Here is a 23044-nt window from a genome sequence, read left to right as displayed (position 1 = left end):
TTCGTATGATGAAAACATTCTTTTCAGGAAGTGAGAGGGGCTTGTACGTCATGCTCATAGTAAAAAAAGTATTAAATAATAATGTTTTAGTGGCTCATCATCCAAATTACGATGAGGTTGTGTTAATTGGAAAAGGCTTAGGCTTTGGAAGGTCACCAGGGGATGAAGTAGGGCGTGAACAAGCGGAGAAGTTCTTTGTTCTAAAAGAAGAATCAGAACAAATACAATATCAACAGCTGATGCACTATATAGATGAAGCGTTTCTTGAACTGATGAATGATGTGATTGAAATGATTGAAGATAAGCTACACACGAGACTATATGAGCACATTCATGTTGCCTTAACGGATCACTTATTTTATGCGATCAAGCGGATTAAACAAGGGCAGGCAATTACAAATCCATTTTTAAAAGAAACTGAGCTTGCGTATCCAAAAGAATTTAAAACAGCATCGGATATTAGAGAATATATATATGAAAAACAGAATGTTTTATTACCTGATAGTGAAATTGGTTTTATTGCCTTACATATTCATAGTGGGATAACAAATCGTAGTCTTCAGGATGTAAATGCCCATACTCGTTTAATTGCGCAGTTGGTTGAGATCATTGAACAACGATTGCAGATAAAGGTCGATCGGACAGAGCTTAATTATTTGCGGTTGGTTCGTCATCTTCATTTTGCAATCGAACGGATTGAAGAAGAAAAATATTTAGATCCGATGGAAGCGCTTAAAGATGTGTTGCAAAAGGAATATCCTGTGTGCTATAATTTGTCATGGAATCTCATAAAAGTGATGCAACAATCTCTTAAGAAGCAAATTCCTGAGGGAGAAGCGGTCTATCTTACGCTTCACTTGCAGCGTCTAACTCAAATATAAACCTATCGTTTTCTTGAACGTGTTACTGGTGATGCAGGCATGAGAGAAAGAAAACGTTCGTATGTCCAACAGGAGGAGTCTATCCTTCTCTGGTTACGAGCGTTCTTTCCCTCATGCCTTTTTTATGTGGTTTTACAACAAATATAGGGGGTTTTATACATGTTTAAACAAGTTTTTGGTGTGTTACAACGAATGGGACGAGCTCTTATGCTTCCGGTTGCCCTTTTACCTGCTGCTGGTATCCTCTTGGCATTAGGTGATGCGATGCAAAACCCGGATATTCTTAGCGCCATGCCGTTTTTAGGTAATGAAGTATTCTCACTAATTTCCACCTTGATGCTTGAGACAGGGGATATAGTATTTGCGAATTTGCCACTACTCTTCGCGGTTGGGGTTGCCATCGGGCTCTCAAACGGAGACGGGGTAGCAGGGTTAGCTGCGATTATTGGATTTTTAATCATTAACGTAACGATGGGAACCATGGGAGGCATCACACCAGATATGGTGGCTGAGGATCCGGCTTACGCCAATGTACTAGGAATCTCAACCTTATCAACCGGAGTATTTGGCGGTGTCATAGCTGGTCTCTTAGCATCCTTTACATTTAATAAATATTATAATATCAACCTTCCTCAATATTTAGGATTCTTTGCAGGAAAACGTTTTGTACCAATTGCTACAGCATTTTTTGCGATTTTTGTAGGGGTTCTCTTGCATTTTGTATGGCCCTTTATTCAATCAGGACTTAATTCCTTCTCGTACTTCATGACAGAAGCAAGTCCAGCACTAAGTGTGTACATCTTTGGGGTTATTGAACGCGCATTAATTCCATTTGGATTGCACCATATTTTCTATTCACCTTTCTGGTTCGAATTTGGAACGTATACAAATGCTGCAGGTGAATTAATAAAAGGTGACCAAGCCATGTTCTTTGCGCAAATTCGTGACGGCGTTGAGCCAACAGCTGGAGCTTTTATGGTCGGGAAATTCCCGTTTATGATGTTTGGACTTCCAGCAGCAGCACTTGCGATCTATCACTGTGCAAAACCTCAGCATAAGAAAATCGTAGCTGGACTTATGGGATCAGCTGCACTTACTGCATTTCTAACTGGAATCACCGAACCACTTGAATTTAGTTTCTTGTTTGTCGCACCCATTTTGTTTGTAATCCATACTCTTATTGCCGGACTCTCCTTTTTACTGATGTATCTACTAGATGTAAAAATCGGTATGAGCTTCTCAGGTGGAGTCATTGACTTCCTGCTATATGGCGTCCTGCCTAACCGAACGGACTGGTGGTGGGTCATCATCGTTGGCCTAGGGTTCTCGGTCATCTATTATGTTCTATTCCGTTTTGCCATTCTGAAATTTAACCTAATGACACCAGGTCGTGAGGAAGACGAGGAAGATGATGAGGGAGGAGCATCTAGCTCCGCACCAGTTGGAGACCTTCCGTACGAAGTATTAAAAGCATTAGGGACCAAAGAAAATATCAACAATATTGACGCGTGTATCACCCGTTTACGTGTATCAGTAAAAGACGTTGATCAAGTGAAAAAAGACCGGCTGAAGAAGCTTGGGGCTTCAGGAGTTATGCAAGTAGGTCAAAACATTCAAGCGATTTTTGGACCGAAATCAGATCAACTAAAAGGGCAAATTCAAGATATCATTTCTGGAAAAACACCATCACCAATTGAAGAAGTCGAAACAGTTGTTGAACCAGGTGGAACAGGTGACTTTAGCTTTACACTTCCGATTACAGGTAAAATCCTACCAATTACAGATGTTCCGGATCATGTATTTGCCGGAAAAATGATGGGCGACGGATTCGCCATTGAACCAACAGAAGGAGTTGTTCACTCACCGGTAACTGGAACGGTTGTGAATTTCTTCCCGACAAAGCATGCACTTGGATTAGTCGATGAATCAGGAAAAGAAATCTTGATTCACATCGGTATTGATACCGTTCATTTAAAAGGTGAAGGATTTGAAGCTTTGGTTGAGCAGGGTGATAAGGTGATACAAGGACAGGAATTGTTGCGCTTTGATACAGGAATTATTTCTGAAAAAGCAGCATCTATTATCACACCAATTGTGTTTACAAACCTAGCTGAAGATGAATTCATTCAGCTGCTCCAATCAGGGGAAGCTGAAGCTGGAGTCGAAAACGTATTAATGATCAAAAAAGCAGAATAACAAGTAGGAAAAGCCAGAGCACAGACGCTCTGGCTTTTTCGTTAAATGGTTAGCCTTTAGCAAGAAGGTTTGATGAAGAGTCAAGAAGGATACAAATCTAAAAAGAGATAGAGTTGGATATCAAGAGAAAAGTGTGAAAGATCAAGACAGAATGGAGTCTTATCAAGAAGCAGACATAGATATTAAGAGAAATAAACAAAATACTAAGCAAGACGTAAATTTAGCAAGACCAGCGACAGGATAGTTAAGAAAGAGTGAAAAAGATCAAGACAGAAGGACGGTTTACCAAGAGCTAGCACCTTGATCTTTCAACCTCTTCTTACGTAATATTCCTATTTGTTCTATAAAAGGTAATCATGTATAGTCGGTGTAAGAGAATGATGGTAGGAGATGATGATGTGATAAAGAAAAAACATTTAACATATTTAGCTCCTATGTGGATAATGGTGTTTTTTTTCGTCTTAGATCAAAGCTGGTGGTATATAGGTGTTATGGGTGCATCTATTTTTATTGGGTCTATTATAGGCTATAAGACTGGAGCAGGCATATGGGGGGCTTCTGCGAGAACACAACACATTTTCTCGAAATGGTCTTCTATTTTATGGATAGCGTTAATGACTGTGTTTTTGTTTATAGACTTAGACCTACCTTTATGGCGTCAATTAGTGGCTGTAGGATTGATTTTTATTACGGGTTTATTTGATTATATAGACTCGTATCTATGGTATAAAAAAGAGAAAAAGGAAGAGGAGGATCTTGAAGCAAAGCGGGTAAAGGAGGACGAATATGGTTGAGAGAAGGCATATGATACAGCTAACGCCACTTCTTTTTATTTTGTTCCTGTTGATTATTGGTGCAGGCTGGATGCTTATAATTGGGTGGGGCGTAGTTATAACAATTATCTCTATATTAGGATATTATCAAGAGGTGGCAACCGAGCGTGAGCCAGCTAAAAAGTACTTAATTAAGTCCATATGCTTTGGTGTCCTAATTATTGCATACGTATCATTATTTCCATACCAGCAACTTGATCTTTCTGTCCTGCGTCGTATAGTAGTTATCTCCTTTATTCTTATTTTAGCGGCTTTTAATATCGTGAATTCGTATATTTGGTACAAAAAAGAACAACAAGAACTTTTACAAGAGGAGAACTTTAATGGTTAATGATAAAGTCAGCACTATGCTGATGTTTCTCTGGTTATTTGTCACCGTTTACTTGATTAACGGAGGTCTAATCTTAGCGTTTTTAATTAGTGTAGCTGTTTTAGTTGGTAGGTTAATAGGAAAGGCAACAAAAACAGGGGTTGGAAAGCTAACGGCTGAAAAGCGGTTCAAGCAAGCTAAATTTTTTCCTACCTTTGTTCTTTTAATCTTTATTTTATTCTGGTTATTTGCTGAAATGGAAGGGTGGAGGATGCTTCTCCTCGCATGTATGTTTCTTATAATGATGGTCTTTGAACTAACTGATTCCTATCTGTGGTACAAAAAAGAGCAAGAGTCGGCAAAAAACGAATCAAACCCCTTGTCACATTGACCACCGAGTGCCTATATACTATACTTAGAACGTTATGCTATGTACGGATATTATGTTATGAGGTGAAGACATGTTTGATCGTTTACAGTCTTTAGAGGACAGATATGATCGGTTAAATGAATTATTAAGTGACCCGGATATTATTAGTGATACAAAAAGATTGCGTGAGTATTCGAAGGAGCAGTCTGGTCTTGAGGATACGGTTCAAGCGTATCGCGAATACAAGGAAGTCTCTTGGCAGTTAAAAGATGCAAAAGCGATGATTGAAGAAAAGCTAGATGATGAGATGTATGCAATGGTGAAGGAAGAGATTTCTGATCTTTCATCTCAAAGCCAAGAGCTTGAAGAACGCCTGCATATCCTTCTTCTTCCGAAGGATCCAAACGATGATAAAAACGTAATCGTTGAGATTCGCGGAGCAGCAGGTGGAGATGAGGCGCAGCTTTTTGCTGGTGACCTTTATAAGATGTATCATCGCTTTGCGGAAGCACAGGGATGGAAGATTGAAGTGATGGAAGCAACAACAACCGAGCTTGGTGGCTATAAAGAGATTATCTTTATGGTGAATGGAACAGGTGCCTATTCTAAGCTTAAGTATGAGAATGGAGCACACCGTGTGCAACGTGTTCCTTCAACCGAATCTGGTGGTCGAATTCATACATCTACAGCGACCGTTGCGGTTCTTCCTGAAGCAGAAGAAGTTGAAGTAGAAATCCATGAGAAGGATATTCGTGTAGATACATTTGCTTCAAGTGGACCCGGTGGACAAAGTGTAAATACAACGATGTCTGCAGTGCGTTTGACTCATATGCCTACTTCGACTGTTGTTTCGATGCAAGATGAGAAATCACAGATTAAGAACAAAGAGAAAGCAATGAAGATTCTTCGTGCACGTGTCTTCGATAAGATTAACCGTGAGATACAAGCTGAGTATGATGAGACCCGCAAGTCAGCTGTAGGTACAGGGGATCGCTCTGAGCGTATTCGCACGTATAATTTTCCACAAAGCCGTGTGACGGATCACAGAATTGGCTTAACTCTGCAGAAGCTTGAGCAAATATTACAAGGTAAGTTGGATGAAATTATTGATACACTCATCATGGAAGAACAATCTGAACTGATGCAACGAGCAGAAGATTAAGATGTCGACCATACACACAATACACGAAGCCCTTCGTTGGGCTTCTTCTTTTTTAGAAGAAAGACATACGGAGACGATGGCTGGTGAGTGGTTGCTCCGCCATCATCTTGGTCTGGAGAGAGCTGGATTGTTTGCTCGTTTTCATGATCCGATTGACGAAGAGATGTTGGATGCATATAAGAATGATGTATACAAGCTTGCCCAAGGCTACCCTGTTCAACATTTAATTGGGTATGAAGAGTTCTTTGGTCGCCGTTTTAATGTATCAGCGGATGTCTTAATTCCAAGACCGGAAACAGAGGAACTAATTATTGCGGTATTGGAGAGAAGAAAAGCATTGTTTGGCGACGTGGTATTAGAGGCTGTAGATGTAGGGACGGGTAGTGGTATCATCGCAACCACTCTTACACTTGAGGATAAAGCTCTTCATCTTTCGGCAGTTGATTTATCGGAACAAGCGTTAAAGATGGCGAAAATGAATGCGATCGAACATCAAGCAGAGATCGAATTTTATCAAGGTGACCTATTAGACCCTTTTATTCAACAAGGGAAACGCTTTGATGTTGTTGTCTCTAATCCTCCTTATATTCCAGAAGGAGAAAGAGAAACCCTTGCTGTTCATGTGCGTGAACATGAGCCAGAATTGGCATTGTTTGCAGGAGATGACGGGTTAGAGTGCTATAGGAAGCTTACTCAACAACTTAAACACGTGGTGAAGCCTCATGCTCTGGTTGCCTTTGAAGTGGGAGCCGGACAGGGAGAGGTCGTAAGAGAAATGTTACAGGAAGCTTTTCCGAACACGACAACCGAGGTTCGTTTTGATATAAATAAAAAAGACCGAATCGTTCTTGCCTATGGAGATTTTGTCGAAGAGTTATAGGTTTAGTCTTCAACCATCCTGACCACAATGAGGGGGAAGGGATGGTGTTGGTCATGAAACCACAAGCTATTATATATCTATTATTCTCTTTTTTTGTATTACTTATTAGTTGGGAAGACCAAGGAAACCAAGCGATTGCTGCGTTCCATCATGAAGTAAGCCAGGAGGACGCGATTCGTTTACGGATTCTAGCAAATAGCGATTCTATTAGTGATCAAAAGTTAAAACGAGAGATTCGCGACAAAGTGAACCAATCCATTACAGAATGGGTGACAGGTATAGAAAGTAAGCAAGACGCGATGGATGTCATTAGCTCAAAGCTACATGAAATAGAAGCGATTGTGGAATCAGAGCTTGAGAACAGAGGCATCAATCAATTATTTGAAGTCGACTTTGAGCAAGTAGACTTTCCGACGAAATTATATGGAAACCTTGTGTATCCTGCTGGAGAGTACCAAGCGGTGTTGATCACACTTGGTGAAGGAAAGGGAGAAAATTGGTGGTGTGTGCTGTTTCCTCCTTTGTGCTTTATTGATATGGAGCAAAGTGAAGCAGTCCCTGCTGAAGAAGTTGAAGCTGACATCCAGCCTGAAAAAGAAGTGGAAGTCTCATTTTTCTTCGTAGACTTTTTCAAAGGATTGTTTGAAACGATATTTGGCGGAGAGACCACGACGCTTGCTGAAGAAAATCAGTAATACCTGATACAAGCCCTGCATAGGATGGAACATAGTGCAAATAAGGGGCGTGTAGTTATGACAATGGTATTCAGACAGGCTCAGGACCGCGATTTATTATATGTTCAAAGGCTTCTAGCGCGGGCAGGACTTCGAGAGGATGACACAAGTAACATCACAAATATTTTTTTGGTTGCTGAAACGATAGACAATGAAATCGTTGGAATCATTGGACTGGAGCCATCAGGAGACTATGGGTTACTACGATCGCTTGTCCTTGAAACGGACTACTTTACACCAGCAAAGGGCATGGGATTCCTTGAAGCAGCTCTTGCGTATGGTCGCAAACTTCAATTGAATGAAGTCTTTCTAATCACTAAGCAAGCTGGAGCTTTTTTTGAACAGCTACAGTTCAGACCCATTAAGCAGATTGATGTGCCAAATGAGATACAACGATTATCACATTTCCAGCAATTTGAGAATCAAGATGTAACGATTTTTGCCTGTGAATTACTTGAGCAAACATGTGAATAAATCGCAGAAGTGACGGCTTATCTACAGGTTATCCACAAGTGTGGATAACCTTGTTCTGCGTATACGAACGGGTGTACTTATGCATATTTCGCTACGAAATTAGTAGCGTGAAACCCTTATCATTACAGGGTGTTCAGCTATTTTGAGTACGGTATTGACAAAAGACATGCAGAATCTCAAAATAGGGAGGATAGGAGCTGTGATATGAGTTATATACAGACAAAACGTTGGAATGTGAATAAGTCAATGAATCTTCAGAAAAAAGAAACAGATTTGCAAGAAGCAGCAGCATGGATTAAGCAAGGAAAAGTAGTAGCGTTTCCAACAGAGACGGTTTATGGTTTAGGAGGAAATGCACTGGATTCTCAAGCAGTAAAAGAGATTTTCCGAGCAAAAGGTCGCCCCAACGATAACCCGCTCATTGTGCATATCGCAAAACGTGAACAGCTTGATGCGTTAGTAACCGACATTCCTGAAGTTGCCGAAAAGCTCATGAAAGCCTATTGGCCAGGTCCATTAACATTGATCTTTAAAGCAAGCGATCAAGTTCCAACAGATGTAACCGCTGGATTGGATACTGTAGCTGTAAGAATGCCTTCGCATCCGATTGCGAGAGAACTTCTGTTAGAATCGGGTGTTCCCGTAGCTGCACCAAGCGCAAATCTCTCAGGTAGACCAAGCCCAACAACAGCAGATCATGTTTGGTCAGATCTTGAAGGTAGAATTGCTGGTATCGTTGATGGGGGACCTACAGGCGTTGGTGTCGAATCCACAGTACTTGATATTAGCGGTCCACATCCCGTCATCTTCCGTCCAGGTGGCCTCACACAAGAGCAGATCGCTGAGATTGCTGAAGATGTGGAATTAGATCAAGCGTTGGTGACAGAAGGACAAGCCCCTAAGTCTCCGGGCATGAAATATACGCACTATGCCCCCAAAGGTAGTCTGACCCTAGTAACGAATTATCTTCAGATTCAGGAGCTAGCTGCACATGCACAGGCGCAAGGAAGCCGAGTCGGAATCCTCACCACCGAAAACCGCAAGCATGAATACGTCGCAGATTTTGTATTTGCTTGCGGCGTAGACGAGGACTTAACGACAACTGCGGCACTGCTTTACAATGGACTGAGACAATTCGATGATCATCAAATCGATGTGATTTATTCAGAAGTTTTCCCAGAAAACGGCGTCGGAGCAGCAGTCATGAATCGCTTACGCAAGGCGGCAGGCGGACGTATCATAGAGTAAATGTAGAAAACCGGCCGAGTGCCGGTTTTTTTGTGTAGGGATGTTTTAGGGTTGCGGGTGGATTGGAGGAGGGGGTCCATTGAGCGCAAAGCAGTCGCCGCGAGCGGAAAAGAGAACCCAGCCATTCAACTAAATCTCCCCCGTTCTCGTCCCCTCTCATAACCCCTAAAATAGACAACCTTTCACTGAGGTTGTCTATTTTAGCTTGGTCATGCATACATTCAAGTAGCATGTTCAAGGAGTGAGTAAACAGTGAGTGAATTTGTGACGATATTAATTATGTCAGCTGCGCTTGGCATGGATGCGTTTTCGGTTACGCTTGGCATGGGGATGTTGGGGCTGCGTGGGCGGCAGGTTTTTCGTATTGGATTAACCATTGGGTTGTTTCATGTCGCAATGCCGTTGTTAGGTATGGCTACTGGAAAATGGCTTTCTATTTATTTTGATATGGTGGCTATTTATATTGGCGGAGGACTTCTGTTGTTGATTGGGTTACAGATGATTTTATCTGCATTCTCATCAGAAGAAAGTTCGTTTTTGAAACCGGTTGGTTGGGGGTTAGCAGCGTTTGCTATTAGTGTAAGCTTGGATAGTTTTTCGGCGGGGTTAAGCTTTGGAATCCTGGGTGCTAAAACGTTGCTTACTGTCTTTCTAATCGGGTTCGTCAGCATGGTTCTTTCGTGCCTGGGGCTGCTCATTGGGTCGCGGTTTCATCAGTACATCGGGATTTATGGTGAGTTATTAGGTGGCAGTATTTTAATTGGGTTTGGGTTGAAGATTATGCTTCCTCTTTAACGGACAAGAAGTGATAAGATAAGGGCAATACTTATTAAAAAGGGGATGTCCATTTTGAAAAATATTCTTTTTGTCTGTACGGGGAATACGTGTCGGAGTCCGATGGCGGAATACTTATTAAAAGAAAAAGCTGGCGACCTACTAAATATCCAATCTGCGGGTGTAACGGCTTGGCCGGGAGTTCCAATATCTGATGGCACGGCTCGGGTGTTAAGTAAGCGAGGCATCAATCATCAACATGCTTCACAAAGTGTAACGGGAGATCTGGTCGAGTGGGCAGATATTATTTTGACGATGACTCAAAGCCATAAAGAAATGCTTGCGATCCAACATCCAAACGCATCCGGAAAAGTGTTTACGCTAAAAGGTTACCTATCAACAGGTGGAGATATCGCTGATCCAATCGGTGGACCACAAGAAGAGTATGAGCAAGTTGGAGTAGAACTAGATCGGTGTTTGACAAGTTTATTAGTGAAATGGAAAGAATAATTGATCATGTGTGTGTAAGGGGATGTAGAAATTGGAGAAGGAAAAACCGTCATATCGTTTTAGTTTGCGCAAAAAGTTGGTATTGGGCGTAAGCGGCTTAGCACTGTTAACGTATGGAATCAGTGCTTTGTTCATCTTTGTGCTATCTGATTACCTTTCAGAATTATTAGGATTGAGTAGTGAACTGTTCACCGTCTTAACGTTAGTTGCGGGGATTATATGGACAGGAATCCTTTGCTTCTGGGCCGCTGGCTATATCACAAAACCACTGAATCGTCTGGAAGCTTCGGCAAGACGAGCTGCTGCTGGAGATATTCAGGAAGATGTAGAAGTGGTCGGGTCGGATGACGAAATTCGAGCATTAGGTGAAGCGTATAACGAAATGCTGCATAATTTAAGACGTATGGTTCAGGACATTGATTCAAGCTTTGAAGCGACGGAGCAACGAGTTAGTGATATGTCGCAGTCTTCGGAGCTGGCATCTTCACGAGCTTTAAAAATGGGTGAAACGCTTGTTTCTATTTCTCAAGGAGCCGAGGGTTCAGCAGCGGTCAGTCGGAAGAATGCTGAATCCATGGAGCAAGCGAAGCAAATTGCAGAGCAGGTCAAAAATCGTGCGGATCGATCTCGCCAATCGTCCAAACAACTGGTTCAGAATTTAAGTGAGAGCCGAACGGTTGTGAAGGGATTGGTAGAGGGGATACGGCTACTCGCTAATAACAACCAAGCATCCCTTGGAGCAGTTAAGAAGCTAGAAAGACAAGCGGGAGAAGTAGAAAAGATTATCTCTCTTGTTGGTGAAATTGCTGGTCAAACAAATTTGTTGGCGCTGAACGCATCAATTGAGGCTGCGAGAGCAGGTGAACAAGGCAAAGGTTTTGCTGTTGTTGCTGAGGAAGTTCGTAACCTTGCTGATGAAAGTGCGCAGGCCGTTGCAAATATCACAACTCTTGTACATACGATTCAAGCAGAAGTGAAAAATGTTGTGTCGCAAATTGATGGACAAGTAGCTGAAGCGAATGAACAATCCAGCCAAGGGGAGCAAACAAGCCGAGCAATGAAAGAAATGACACGATCAGTGGATGAAGTGGCGGCGGTCATTTCAGATATCACAGGAATGATTGATCAACAAATGGAGGCCATTCATGTCACAGCCCAAGCTTCGCAGGAGGTAGCAGCCATTGCAGAAGAGACGTCTCGTGACTCGTCAAGCGTAACGAACTTGGCGAATGAACAAACAAAGGTCATTCAAGACACGTCAAAGGCCGCGCAGGAGTTATCTCATCAAGCGAAGAGATTGAAGGCAACGATCGAAAGGTTTACAATATAACTACATGTTAAAAAACGCCTGACTGAATCGGGCGTTTTTTTGCGAATCCAAACAGACAAAGGTGGTACCCCTGATGAAAATTGCCATTGCTTCAGACCATGCAGGTGTTGATCTAAAAGAAAGCATTAAAGAAGTCATTGTTGAACTTGGCCATGAATGTGAAGATTTCGGACCAAATAGCAAAGCATCCGTGGACTACGCTGACTACGCTTTTCCAGCTGCTGAGAAGGTTGCAGACGGAAGTTTTGATCGTGGTATTTTAATTTGTGGGACAGGCATTGGTATGTCGATTGCTGCCAATAAAGTAAAAGGCATTCGCTGTGCACTTGTTCATGATCTCTTCTCAGCGAAGATGACACGAGAGCATAATGACAGCAATATGCTTGCAATGGGAGAGCGAGTGGTTGGCCCTGGTATAGCCATTGAAATTGCGCGTACTTGGTTGCAAACAGATTTTGAAGGCGGACGCCATGCCACACGAATTGGCAAAGTTTCAAGCTACGAGTGTTAGGAGGAGCCTATAAATGAGTATCTCACCTGAATCCATTCAGTTATCACTTTCTACACTGCTTGAAGATTTGTACAAGGTTAAACCACTTTCAACAGGTGATTTATTGGTCATTGGTACCAGTACAAGTGAAGTAATAGGTGAACACATTGGCACACATGGCTCAGAAGAAGTAGCGACAGCTATTTACCAAACGTTGCTACACTTTAAAGAAAGAACAGGAATTGAGCTCGCCTTCCAATGTTGTGAACATCTCAACCGGGCCCTTGTACTCGAAGCAAGCTCTGCCAAAGCGAGGGGCTATGAGCCCGTTTCAGCCATTCCAATTCGCAAGGCCGGTGGCGCAATGGCTGAATACGCTTTTTCCAAAATGACTAACCCAGTTTTAGTTGAAGAGATTCGTGCCGATGCTGGAATTGATATTGGTGATACGTTTATTGGTATGCATTTAAAAAAGGTGGCCATACCGGTTCGTAGCCAAATCAAAGAAATTGGAGCTGCTCATGTGACAATGGCCATCACTCGACCGAAACTAATTGGTGGGATACGAGCAGTATACGAATCGCCAAAAACAGAATGATTTTCAGGAATTTCGTCAAATGTTACGGAAATACTCTTTGTAATGTGATAGTATAAAGTTGAATCTTAATAGAAATAGTCTAAAACCGAATGAGAGCGGTTTTTGAGAGGGGAATGGGTAATGGAGAATCTAAAGAAGCAAGATCCGAAAATTCTAGAAGCAATCAATTTGGAGCTAGGTCGTCAGCGCGATAAAATTGAATTGATCGCCTCTGAGAACTTTGTTAGTGAAGCGGTAATGGAGGCTCAGGGTTCTGTATTAACAAACAAATATGCAGAGGGTTACCCAGGTCGTCGTTACTATGGTGGCTGTGAATATGTCGACATCGTAGAAGAAATTGCACAAGAACGAGTAAATCAAATCTTTGGTTCAGCTTATGCAAACGTCCAGCCCCACTCAGGAGCCCAAGCAAACATGGCTGTATACTTTACAGTGCTTGAGCAAGGAGATACTGTTCTTGGGATGAACCTTTCTCACGGCGGTCACTTAACTCATGGTAGCCCTGTAAACTTCAGTGGTGTTCAATATAATTTCGTTGAATATGGTGTGGATAAAGAAACACAACTGATTGATTATGATGTTGTTCGCGAATTAGCGAAAGAACACAAACCAAAAATGATTGTTGCAGGTGCAAGTGCGTACCCACGTGCAATTGACTTTGCTAAGTTCCGTGAAATCGCTGATGAAGTTGGCGCTTACCTAATGGTTGATATGGCTCACATTGCAGGTCTAGTAGCAGCTGGCTTACACCAAAACCCAGTTCCTCATGCCCACTTTGTCACATCAACGACTCACAAAACCCTTCGTGGACCACGTGGCGGGATTATTTTAACCAACGAAGAAATCGGTGAAAAATACGGCAAAGCTCTAAATAAATCAATCTTCCCTGGTATTCAAGGTGGACCACTTATGCACGTTATCTCAGCAAAAGCTGTGGCATTTGGAGAAGCACTTCAACCAGAATTTAAAACATACGCTCAAAATGTCATTGATAACTCAAAACGCCTAGGAGAAGCCCTTCAAGCTGAAGGCATTAATCTCGTTTCAGGCGGATCAGATAACCACCTATTATTAATGGATCTTCAATCACTTGAACTTACTGGAAAAGTAGCAGAAAAAGCACTAGACCACGTAGGTATTACTACAAATAAAAACACCATTCCATTTGACCCACAAAGCCCATTTGTTACAAGCGGTATCCGCCTAGGAACAGCAGCTGTAACATCTCGCGGATTTGATGCAGAAGCAATGGAAGAAGTCGGGAAACTCATTGCGTTGACACTGAAAAACGTAGAAGACGAAGAAGTAGCAGAGCAAGTGCGCGCACGTGTCGCAAACCTAACTGCAAAATACCCAATGTATCCAAATCTATAAAACATACAGAACCTCCTGTTCCGCATAAGTGCGGAGCGGGAGGTTTTTGTGATATGTGGGGGAGGAGTGGGCAGCGTTTGGCAAGAAGAATGATTATGGAATCAAGACGAAGTGGAGATTTACCAAGCGCCGGAGCGTCTTAGCAAGAGCGATGTGTTCCGATTCAAGAGGGAAGAGGATTTATTAAGAGGGAGAGCCCGATACAAAGAGAGAAGACCCCTCAATCAAGAGCAAATCCAAAATACCAAGAGCGGACACCTGATACCAAGCGCCTGACCACTATTACCAAGAGCGAAGCACCTCTTACCAAGAGCCAGGAACGAAATCATTAAATTCCAATGACCTAAGGAATAAAAATGGACATTTTTATATCAGAATGTATTGTGGGCGTTTAGCAAGAAGGATGAGTGTAGAATCAAGATGAAGTGGAGACATACCAAGCGCCCGAGCGTCTTAGCAAGAGCGATGTGTTCCGATTCAAGAGGGAAGAGGATTTATTAAGAGGGAGAGCCCGATACAAAGAGAGAAGGCCCCTCAATCAAGAGCAAATCCAAAATACCAAGAGCGGACACCTGATACCAAGCGCCCGACCACTTATACGAAAGAGAGAAGCACCTCTTACCAAGAGCCAAAAACGAAATCATTGAATTCCAATGACCTAAGGAATAAAAATGGACATTTTTATATCAGAATGGAGCCGTGGGCGTTTGGCAAGAAGGATGAGTGTAGAATCAAGACGAAGTGGAGACACACCAAGCCCCCGAGCGTCTTAGCAAGAGCGATGTGCTCCGGGTCAAGAGGGAAGAGGATTTATTAAGAGGGAGAGCCCGATACAAAGAGAGAAGGCCCCTCAATCAAGAGCAAATCCAAAATACCAAGAGCAGGAACCTGATACCAAGCGCCGGACCACTTTTACGAAGAGAGAAGCACCACTTACCAAGAGCCAGGAACTAAATCGTTAAATTCCAATGACGTAAGGAACAAAAATGGACATTTTTATATCAGAATGGAGTCGTGGGCGTTTAGCAAGAAGGATGAGTGTGGGATCAAGACGAAGTGGAGATTTACCAAGAACCCGAGCACCCCACCAAGAACCCCACCAAGAACCCCACCACAAACACCAAAAGAACTCACTTCCCACACACAGAATTCCCCTTTTAAAGTATTCAGACTTGAACAAGGGGCTTGTTTCAGCTAGAATGCTTTAAGGAAAGTCCATTAAAAGGAGCGATTGCCATGAGTAAAGTATTTGTTTTTGATCACCCTCTCATTCAGCATAAATTATCATACATACGTGATAAGCAGACTGGTACGAAGGAGTTTCGTGAGTTGGTTGAGGAAGTTGCGGCACTGATGGCTTTTGAGATTACTCGTGATTTGTCACTTGAAGAGACAACGGTTGAGACGCCTGTTGGTCCTGCTGTAGCCAATCGAATTGCTGGTAAGAAATTGGGTGTTGTGCCAATTTTACGTGCGGGATTAGGAATGACTGATGGGATTTTACGTATGATACCAGCGGCGAAAGTTGGGCATGTTGGTTTGTATCGTGATCCTGAGACGTTAAAGCCGGTTGAGTATTATGTCAAGCTTCCGAATGATGTGGAGGAACGTGATTTTATCGTCATCGATCCAATGCTTGCGACGGGTGGTTCTGCCATTGATGCGATTGCTAGTATTAAGAAGCGTGGAGCAACCAATATTAAGCTAATGTGTTTAGTTGCTGCTCCTGAAGGGGTAAAAGCCTTAAATGAAGCGCATCCTGATGTGGACGTGTATTTAGCGGCAATGGACGAGAAGCTTGATGATCATGGTTATATTGTGCCAGGTCTAGGTGACGCTGGAGATCGATTATTTGGTACGAAATAATAGAAGGTAAAATAGGATTCAGACGATGGAACGATCGTCTGGGTCTTTTTTTTTGTTTCATTTTACTCGTCAAACGCGGTGTATAATGTGCGGTTTATTCCCTCATACTACATAGAATATGTCACGTTGGGGAGGTGCGAGAAATGAAGAAGACGGCGATTTGTTTAGTACTCATTATAGGTGGATTCACTCCCTTTTCTGCAACGGCTGAGGTTCTGTACCCTGATCTCCCAGTTCAGACTTCCATCGCAGAAGAGACATCTGATACGGTTGTGATTGTAGGAGCGAAAGAAGGTAATTTGAGTGAGGCGATAGAAGAGGTGTCGACACAGGTTCCGACCGGTGTTATTCGAAAGACATTCTCCACTTTATATAATGGGTTTTCATTAAGTGTGCCTAAAAAAGATTTGGCTTCGGTAAAGGCATTAAAGTATGTAGAGCGAGTAGATGAAGTGGCAACCTACCAAGCGGCTTTAGAGGAGAGTGTTCCTTTTATTGGAGCGGGTTCTGTTCGCGGTATGTTGGATGAATCCGGACATAGGCTGACGGGTGAAGGGGTAAAGGTAGCGGTCATCGATACAGGCATTGATTATACTCATCCTGACTTAATGCAGAACTACAAGGGTGGCTATGACCTTATTGATTCGGATGGTGATCCGATGGAAACACTAGCGAGGCAAGGTCCGCCAACGCTTCATGGAACACATGTGGCAGGTATTATCGCTGCAAATGGCCGAGTGCAGGGTGTCGCTCCTGAGGCGGAGATCTATGCCTATCGTGCACTTGGACCAGGAGGACAAGGGACAACGGAACAAGTCATTGAAGCGATAGAGAAGGCAGTGGAAGACGATGTGGATGTTCTGAACCTTTCACTAGGAAATACAGTGAATGGACCGGATTGGCCCACCAGCTTAGCTCTAGACAAAGCAGTGGACGCAGGTGTGGTTGCTGTCACATCAAGTGGCAATAGCGGGCCAGGGATGTGGACGGTCGGGTCACCTGGGACCGCACAAAAAGCCATTTCAGTTGGAGCCTCGGCTCCGCCTATGCAGACGCCTTACATTACGATTCCAAGTAAAGATAAAGAATTGGAATTAAATGCGTTAAAAGGAGCTGAGAGGTGGACGCTTACACGCGATTTTGAATTTGTGCCTGCAGGTTATGGCATGGAAGATGACTATAGTGAAGTTGAGGTTCGCGGTCGGATTGCGTTAGTAAAGCGCGGGCGAATATCCTTTCAAGAGAAAGTGAAGGCAGCAGTAAAAGCTGGTGCTGTCGGCGTGTTGATTTATAACAATACGTCAGGCTCATTTGTAGGTGGATTAGAACAACCGAGCTCGCTGCCCGCAGGTACGTTAAGCCAAGAAGATGGTGAATGGCTACTTAACGAACTAGAGTCTACCCACTCTTCAACCATTCGAACGATGTACAGAAAAGAACAGGACTTTTTAGCGCCGTTTAGTTCGCGTGGGCCAGTTACGTTCTCGTGGGAAGTGAAACCAGATCTTGTGGCACCGGGAATGAGTATTGATAGTACGGTACCAGGTGGCTATACCGGACTTGATGGAACGAGCATGTCATCCCCTCATGTTGCAGGTGCTGCGGCGTTACTTGTGCAAGCTCATCCAGACTGGACACCAGAACAAGTGAAAGCTGCGTTGATGAATTCAGCTAAGCAACTAATGAACAAAGAGAATAAACCGTATGCGCCACACGAGCAGGGAGCAGGTCGTCTGCAAGTAGATAAGGCGCTTAAGTTAGATACTCTAGTGTATCCAGCAGCGGTTACGTTTGGGAAATGGTCGAAAAATGATGTCCGTGAAAAACGCTCAGTGACCTTTACTGTCGAAAACCAGAGTGATCAGACTAATACGTACCATATCGATCCACCCTTTGTGCTTCTCGATGGAATGGAGTGGCATGCGCCGTCAGCCATCACATTAAAGCCAAAGGAGAAACAAGAAGTCACGCTTTCTCTGGATCTGATGCCTTCTATTTTAGGGGAAGGTATTCACTATGACCATATTAAAATTACAGGGGGAAGAGAAGACATTCTTGTTCCATACATCTTATTTATGGAAGAACCTGATTATCCAAGGGTCATGGCCTTTCAGTTTGTGCACGGAGATAAACCAAATACCTATAGATATGAATACTATCTCCCTGGAGGTGCTGAGGAGTCAGGTATTGCACTGTACGATCCTGACACGTTCCAATTCATTACGTACCTTGAAACCAGAGATCATACAGACCGAGGCATGGTTCAAGCAGAGATGACAGATGTCAGTCTTCCGCCTGGAATGTACAAAGCATTAGTTTTTGCAAAGCAAGAAGGTCGACAGGATATTATCGAATCTATGATCCAAATTGATGAAGAATGATGAAATATAAGAAAAAAGTTCTCAAGAGAAAGCGTTTTCTCTTGAGTTTTTTAATTTAATTAAGTATGATAATTAGGTATGTTATGGAATATCTTTCAGGCAATATGACAGATGTGTGAACAATCATGGTCAACTCCTGCAACCCCTTTTCTTTCAAGGCAAAACACCGTTGACACAAGGGTTTCGCTATTGTACGATAACTAGGGACAAATGGTAAGGGTTACATAAGGGCATCATTAGTACTACATGATTTCTTGTGTTTGGAGGCTAACATGCCGAAACAAAAATCTAACCTTTGGAAAACAGCGGGATTAGTTTCAATGATCTCCTCTTGCTTGGTTGGGGGATTAGTAGGTGGCGTATTTTTCGGTTTATGGTTGGATCGTCAACTAGGAACGATGCCTTGGTTTCTAATCATCTTCCTGTTTGTTGGACTCTTTACAGGCTGTTATGGAATGTATAAGGTAGTTCAGCCTTTTTTAGGAGACGATGAACATGACAGGTGAACTCGAAACAAATATGAAGAGATATGCGACGATACTTGGTGTATGCGCCGCTATTTGCATGACTGGGTTTATGATTACCTCTTTTCATATCTTGTTTCTAAGTATTTTTGCTGGGTTGGTTGCAGGGCTTGTGAATCTTTTGTTGAACTTTGTTGATGCAAAGATCATAGGACATGTTGCCTTAAAGCAGAACCGTACGATGTCTTTGCTTGTAGGGTTGAATGTTATCGTCCGAATGGTTTGTCCAATAGTCATTATGTATATCGCAATTATTTTTCCAGAATGGCTAAATGTACTATTTGTTTTGGTAGGCTTTTCATCGGTATACGCAATGCTATTCATTGACAGTGTACGAAAATTTATTGTTAAAGAGAGGTGATGGTGTGTGGACCATGTAATGGCCAAATGGGAAATATACGGACTAACTTTCCATGCCTCAACGATTGTCATGTCGTTTGTCGCAAGTTTAATTATATTTCTGCTTTTCTTTATTGGCACCCGTAATTTATCTGTTCGTCCTGGCAAGCTTCAGAATTTCTTGGAATGGTCAGTAGACTTTTGTCGAAACATTATAAAAGCAAATATGAGCTGGGAAGTCGGCGGGCGATTTATTGCATTAGCTGTAACACTTCTATTCTATGTATTTGTGAGTAATATGCTAGGGATTCCTTTTGAAATATATAACAGAGAAACTCATGAGGTTTGGTGGAAATCTCCAACTTCCGATCCCGCGTTGGCTCTTTCACTTTCTGTTTTTGTCGTATTGCTGACACATATTTATGGCGTACGCATAAATGGAATGAAAGGTTACTTAAAAGGCTACGTAACACCTGTATGGTTCTTGCTACCATTTAAGATCATTGAAGAAATTTCAAATATGCTAACACTAGGTATGCGTCTATTTGGTAACATTTATGCCAAAGAAATCCTGATGATACTGATCGTAACGTTCGGGGTATCAGGTTTTGGAATTGAGGGTGCAAATCCACTGATGTATGTACTTTCTGCTATTACATCACTTGTTCCTTTGGTGATTTGGCAGGCATTTAGTATCTTTATCGGAAGCTTACAGGCTTATATCTTTGTGATGCTAGCAATGGTTTATATGTCTCATAAAGTAGAAGCGCATTAATTTTTTAACACCGTCCGTTTTTCGGACAAACTATATATAAAAAACTATATTACTAGGAGGAACATGAATTATGTTATTTTTAGGTATTGCACTTGCAGCTGGATTTGCTGCTATTGGTGGGGCAATTGCGGTTGCTATCATTGTTAAAGCTACTCTTGAAGGTGTTACGCGTCAGCCAGAACTTAAGTCAACACTTCAAACACTTATGTTTATTGGTGTACCATTGGCAGAGGCTGTTCCAATCATTGCGATTGTTATCTCAATCTTAATGCTGTTTGGTATTGGTGGTTAATTAGAACGACTGTATAATAATGGCGACTGTGTTCATGCTTGAACCTTCGCCATTCCTTATGTATAGCGACGAAAGGAGTACAAAATCATGGGTGGATTAGTAATACCATGGGGTTCAATTGCTGTTCAATTAATTGGTTTTATCATTCTCTTAGCGTTACTTAGCAAATTTGCTCTAAAGCCACTTCTTGGAGTAATGGAGCAACGTGAAAAGCTTGTAAATGACCAAATTGACTCTGCAGAACGCAATCGTAAAGATGCGGAAGAACTTCTTAACCAGCAACGTGAAGAATTAAACAATGCAAAAAAAGAAGCTCAAGGAATCATTGAAAATGCTAAGAAATTAGGCGAGCAACAGGGGCAAGATATTATCAAAACCTCTAGAGAAGAAGCTGGCCGTATGAAAGATACAGCTATTGCTGAAATCCAAAATGAAAAAGACCAAGCTGTTGTGGCTCTTCGCGAACAGGTCGCGTCTTTATCTGTCTTAATTGCGCAAAAAGTAATTGAGAAAGAATTGGATGAAAAGGCTCAAGAACAGTTGATCCAAGACTATCTTAAACAAGCGGGCGAAGAGCTATGAGCAACCAAGCGGTAGCAAATCGTTACGCGGTTGCTCTTTTTCAATTGGCCCAGTCAAAAGGGACACTTGAAAAAACGGGCGAAGAGCTAGAAATTATTGCTTCCGTTTTAGAGAGTACGCCGGAGCTTTTAAAGGCAATCAACCATCCCAAAGTTACATTAGTAACGAAAAAGGAACTGGTTAACAAAAGTTTCTCTGGGCAAGTAGGGGCAGATGTAGTACATACATTACTTCTTTTGCTTGAGCGTCAGCGCTTTTCAATTGTGCCTGACCTATCTAAGGCATTTACAAAATTACATCATGATTTATTAAACATTGCTGAAGCCACTGTGTTTTCTGCTAAAGCATTAACAGAAGATGAGTTAAAGCAAGTTGAGATTGTGTTTGCGCCGAAAGCAGGCAAAAGCCGTCTTATTGCAACAAATAAGGTAGACAAAGAGCTAGTTGGCGGAATCAAAATCCGGATTGGCGATCGTATATACGACGGCAGCATCAAAGGACAACTGAACCGTCTAGAACGAAACCTGTTAGCAGGAAATCGGTAGCAAATATCGGTAGTGACTATCGGTAGCAATCACTAAAGGGGTGAATCAAAATGAGCAGCATTAAAGCTGAAGAAATTAGCTCGCTGATTAAACAGCAAATTGAGAACTTTGAAGCAAATGTTGAAGTCCAAGACGTAGGTACAGTTATCCGCGTAGGGGATGGAATTGCGTTTGCTCATGGTCTTGAAAATGTAATGGCTGGTGAATTACTTGAATTCTCCAATGGTATCATGGGTATGGCTCAGAACCTGGAAGAGAACACCATCGGTATTATCATTCTTGGCCCTTATCTTGGTATTCGTGAGGGTGACGAGGTTAAGCGTACAGGCCGTATCATGGAGGTTCCAGTTGGTCCGGAATTACTTGGACGTGTTGTGAACTCACTTGGACAACCTGTTGATGGACTTGGTCCAATTAACACAACAAAGAGTCGCCCAATTGAAGCGGCTGCACCAGGTGTTATGGATCGTAAATCCGTTCATGAACCTTTGCAGACAGGTATCAAATCAATTGACTCAATGATTCCAATTGGTCGTGGTCAACGTGAGCTTATCATCGGTGACCGTCAAATTGGTAAAACATCGATCGCAATTGATACGATCCTTAACCAAAAAGACCAAGACATGATTTGTGTATATGTTGCGATTGGTCAAAAAGAATCTACGGTTTCTAACGTAGTAGAGACGCTTCGCCAACGCGGTGCGCTTGATTACACAATCGTAGTAACAGCTGGTGCATCAGATCCAGCACCAATGCTATACCTTTCTCCTTACACAGGTGTAACGATGGCAGAGGAATTCATGTACGATGGCAAGCATGTATTAGTAATCTACGATGATCTATCTAAACAAGCAGCTGCTTATCGTGAAATGTCCTTATTGCTTCGTCGTCCTCCAGGTCGTGAGGCATTCCCAGGGGATGTATTCTATCTTCACTCTCGCCTATTAGAGCGTGCAGCGAAGTTAAGTGACGATAAAGGCGCTGGTTCAATCACAGCACTACCATTTATTGAAACGCAAGCTGGTGACGTATCAGCATACATTCCAACAAACGTAATCTCGATCACAGATGGACAGGTATTCCTTCAGTCTGACTTGTTCTACTCTGGTGTTCGTCCAGCAGTAAACCCAGGTATCTCTGTATCACGTGTTGGAGGATCTGCTCAGATCAAAGCAATGAAAAAGGTAGCTGGAACGCTTCGTTTGGATTTAGCTTCATATCGTGAGCTTGAAGCATTTTCTCAATTCGGTTCAGATTTAGATGCGGCTACTCAGGCGAAACTAAATCGTGGAGTACGTACCGTTGAAATTCTTAAGCAGGATCTTAATAAACCAGTTCCAGTTGAGAAGCAAGTAGCTATTCTTTTCTCACTAGTTAACGGTTATATAGACGATATTCCGGTTAAAGACGTTCTTCGTTTTGAAGCTGAACTATTCGTATTTTTGGACCACAACAAAAAAGAACTGCTTGATCACATTCGTACAACAGGTAACCTACCTGAGGATGCTGACTTTAGAGCAGCAATTCAAGAGTTCAAAAAAGGCTTTAACGTATCTGACAGCTAAGCAGCTAAACC

At 42.4% G+C, this 23044-nt stretch carries 25 protein-coding genes; all 25 read left to right on the top strand.

The features are described from left to right. Positions 1 to 50: 50 nt before the first annotated feature. The 25 genes from glcT to atpA all read left to right on the top strand — a co-directional run bounded on the left by glcT (position 51) and on the right by atpA (position 23033). Positions 51 to 881, top strand: coding sequence for a glucose PTS transporter transcription antiterminator GlcT (glcT, locus tag J2S05_RS09145; protein ID WP_306982034.1), 831 nt, complete (start codon positions 51 to 53; stop codon positions 879 to 881). Positions 882 to 1040: 159 nt separating this feature from the next. Then, the gene (gene ptsG / locus J2S05_RS09140) at positions 1041 to 3077 is read left to right on the top strand and encodes a glucose-specific PTS transporter subunit IIBC (protein WP_306982032.1); all 2037 of its coding nucleotides are present in this window, start codon (positions 1041 to 1043) and stop codon (positions 3075 to 3077) included. A 398-nt stretch (positions 3078 to 3475) separates the two neighbouring features. Further along, positions 3476 to 3871 (top strand): hypothetical protein, encoded by a 396-nt coding sequence (locus tag J2S05_RS09135; RefSeq protein WP_306982030.1) that lies wholly within the window; start codon positions 3476 to 3478, stop codon positions 3869 to 3871. Then, positions 3864 to 4241: a hypothetical protein gene (locus J2S05_RS09130; protein WP_306982027.1), complete on the top strand. Its 378-nt coding sequence runs from the start codon at positions 3864 to 3866 to the stop codon at positions 4239 to 4241. The genes J2S05_RS09135 and J2S05_RS09130 overlap by 8 nt, the downstream gene beginning before the upstream one ends. Beyond that, positions 4234 to 4611 carry a hypothetical protein gene (locus J2S05_RS09125; protein ID WP_306982026.1) on the top strand — a complete coding sequence of 126 codons (378 nt, stop codon included), beginning with the start codon at positions 4234 to 4236 and terminating at the stop codon, positions 4609 to 4611. Before J2S05_RS09130 ends, J2S05_RS09125 begins: the two co-directional genes overlap by 8 nt. 70 nt (positions 4612 to 4681) lie before the next feature. Continuing rightward, on the top strand, positions 4682 to 5752 hold the full coding sequence (prfA, locus tag J2S05_RS09120) for a peptide chain release factor 1 (protein WP_306982024.1): 1071 nt from the start codon (positions 4682 to 4684) through the stop codon (positions 5750 to 5752). A gap of 1 nt (position 5753) precedes the next feature. Then, complete coding sequence (gene prmC / locus J2S05_RS09115; protein ID WP_306982022.1) at positions 5754 to 6632, top strand: peptide chain release factor N(5)-glutamine methyltransferase; 879 nt, start codon at positions 5754 to 5756, stop codon at positions 6630 to 6632. Positions 6633 to 6685: 53 nt separating this feature from the next. After that, the gene (spoIIR, locus tag J2S05_RS09110; RefSeq protein ID WP_306982020.1) at positions 6686 to 7327 is read left to right on the top strand and encodes a stage II sporulation protein R; all 642 of its coding nucleotides are present in this window, start codon (positions 6686 to 6688) and stop codon (positions 7325 to 7327) included. Between the two features lie 57 nt (positions 7328 to 7384). Beyond that, a complete protein-coding gene (locus J2S05_RS09105) occupies positions 7385 to 7840 on the top strand; it encodes a GNAT family N-acetyltransferase (RefSeq protein ID WP_306982018.1) in 456 nt (151 codons plus the stop codon). 204 nt (positions 7841 to 8044) lie between these two features. Continuing rightward, positions 8045 to 9088, top strand: a complete 1044-nt coding sequence (locus J2S05_RS09100) for an L-threonylcarbamoyladenylate synthase (RefSeq protein ID WP_306982017.1) — start codon at positions 8045 to 8047, stop codon at positions 9086 to 9088. Positions 9089 to 9340: 252 nt separating this feature from the next. Continuing rightward, positions 9341 to 9883: a manganese efflux pump MntP gene (locus tag J2S05_RS09095; RefSeq protein ID WP_306982016.1), complete on the top strand. Its 543-nt coding sequence runs from the start codon at positions 9341 to 9343 to the stop codon at positions 9881 to 9883. Between the two features lie 54 nt (positions 9884 to 9937). Further along, positions 9938 to 10372, top strand: a complete 435-nt coding sequence (locus J2S05_RS09090; RefSeq protein ID WP_370873622.1) for a low molecular weight protein arginine phosphatase — start codon at positions 9938 to 9940, stop codon at positions 10370 to 10372. A gap of 31 nt (positions 10373 to 10403) precedes the next feature. Further along, the gene (locus J2S05_RS09085) at positions 10404 to 11702 is read left to right on the top strand and encodes a methyl-accepting chemotaxis protein (RefSeq protein ID WP_306982012.1); all 1299 of its coding nucleotides are present in this window, start codon (positions 10404 to 10406) and stop codon (positions 11700 to 11702) included. 73 nt (positions 11703 to 11775) lie between these two features. Then, the gene (gene rpiB / locus J2S05_RS09080; protein ID WP_306982011.1) at positions 11776 to 12213 is read left to right on the top strand and encodes a ribose 5-phosphate isomerase B; all 438 of its coding nucleotides are present in this window, start codon (positions 11776 to 11778) and stop codon (positions 12211 to 12213) included. A 13-nt stretch (positions 12214 to 12226) separates the two neighbouring features. Continuing rightward, complete coding sequence (locus J2S05_RS09075) at positions 12227 to 12790, top strand: TIGR01440 family protein (protein ID WP_306982009.1); 564 nt, start codon at positions 12227 to 12229, stop codon at positions 12788 to 12790. Between the two features lie 120 nt (positions 12791 to 12910). Then, positions 12911 to 14164: a serine hydroxymethyltransferase gene (gene glyA / locus J2S05_RS09070; protein WP_306982007.1), complete on the top strand. Its 1254-nt coding sequence runs from the start codon at positions 12911 to 12913 to the stop codon at positions 14162 to 14164. Positions 14165 to 15400: 1236 nt separating this feature from the next. Then, on the top strand, positions 15401 to 16030 hold the full coding sequence (upp, locus tag J2S05_RS09065; protein ID WP_306982005.1) for a uracil phosphoribosyltransferase: 630 nt from the start codon (positions 15401 to 15403) through the stop codon (positions 16028 to 16030). A 143-nt stretch (positions 16031 to 16173) separates the two neighbouring features. Continuing rightward, positions 16174 to 18411, top strand: a complete 2238-nt coding sequence (locus tag J2S05_RS09060; RefSeq protein ID WP_306982004.1) for a S8 family serine peptidase — start codon at positions 16174 to 16176, stop codon at positions 18409 to 18411. A gap of 272 nt (positions 18412 to 18683) precedes the next feature. Further along, positions 18684 to 18917 (top strand): AtpZ/AtpI family protein, encoded by a 234-nt coding sequence (locus tag J2S05_RS09055; protein ID WP_306982002.1) that lies wholly within the window; start codon positions 18684 to 18686, stop codon positions 18915 to 18917. Beyond that, positions 18907 to 19296 carry an ATP synthase subunit I gene (locus tag J2S05_RS09050; RefSeq protein ID WP_306981999.1) on the top strand — a complete coding sequence of 130 codons (390 nt, stop codon included), beginning with the start codon at positions 18907 to 18909 and terminating at the stop codon, positions 19294 to 19296. Before J2S05_RS09055 ends, J2S05_RS09050 begins: the two co-directional genes overlap by 11 nt. Positions 19297 to 19302: 6 nt before the next feature. After that, positions 19303 to 20049 carry a F0F1 ATP synthase subunit A gene (gene atpB / locus J2S05_RS09045; protein ID WP_370873621.1) on the top strand — a complete coding sequence of 249 codons (747 nt, stop codon included), beginning with the start codon at positions 19303 to 19305 and terminating at the stop codon, positions 20047 to 20049. 70 nt (positions 20050 to 20119) lie between these two features. Then, the gene (gene atpE / locus J2S05_RS09040) at positions 20120 to 20341 is read left to right on the top strand and encodes a F0F1 ATP synthase subunit C (protein WP_251607426.1); all 222 of its coding nucleotides are present in this window, start codon (positions 20120 to 20122) and stop codon (positions 20339 to 20341) included. Positions 20342 to 20428: 87 nt separating this feature from the next. Continuing rightward, positions 20429 to 20923 carry a F0F1 ATP synthase subunit B gene (gene atpF, locus J2S05_RS09035; protein ID WP_306981995.1) on the top strand — a complete coding sequence of 165 codons (495 nt, stop codon included), beginning with the start codon at positions 20429 to 20431 and terminating at the stop codon, positions 20921 to 20923. Further along, positions 20920 to 21468: a F0F1 ATP synthase subunit delta gene (locus tag J2S05_RS09030; protein WP_306981993.1), complete on the top strand. Its 549-nt coding sequence runs from the start codon at positions 20920 to 20922 to the stop codon at positions 21466 to 21468. Before atpF ends, J2S05_RS09030 begins: the two co-directional genes overlap by 4 nt. A 50-nt stretch (positions 21469 to 21518) precedes the next feature. Then, positions 21519 to 23033, top strand: coding sequence for a F0F1 ATP synthase subunit alpha (gene atpA, locus J2S05_RS09025; RefSeq protein WP_306981991.1), 1515 nt, complete (start codon positions 21519 to 21521; stop codon positions 23031 to 23033). The last annotated feature ends 11 nt before the right edge of the window (positions 23034 to 23044 follow it).

This window comes from Alkalicoccobacillus murimartini, from assembly GCF_030813245.1.
Taxonomy (GTDB): Bacteria; Bacillota; Bacilli; order Bacillales; family Bacillaceae_D; genus Alkalicoccobacillus; species Alkalicoccobacillus murimartini.
This window is presented reverse-complemented; position numbering and strand designations above follow the sequence as displayed.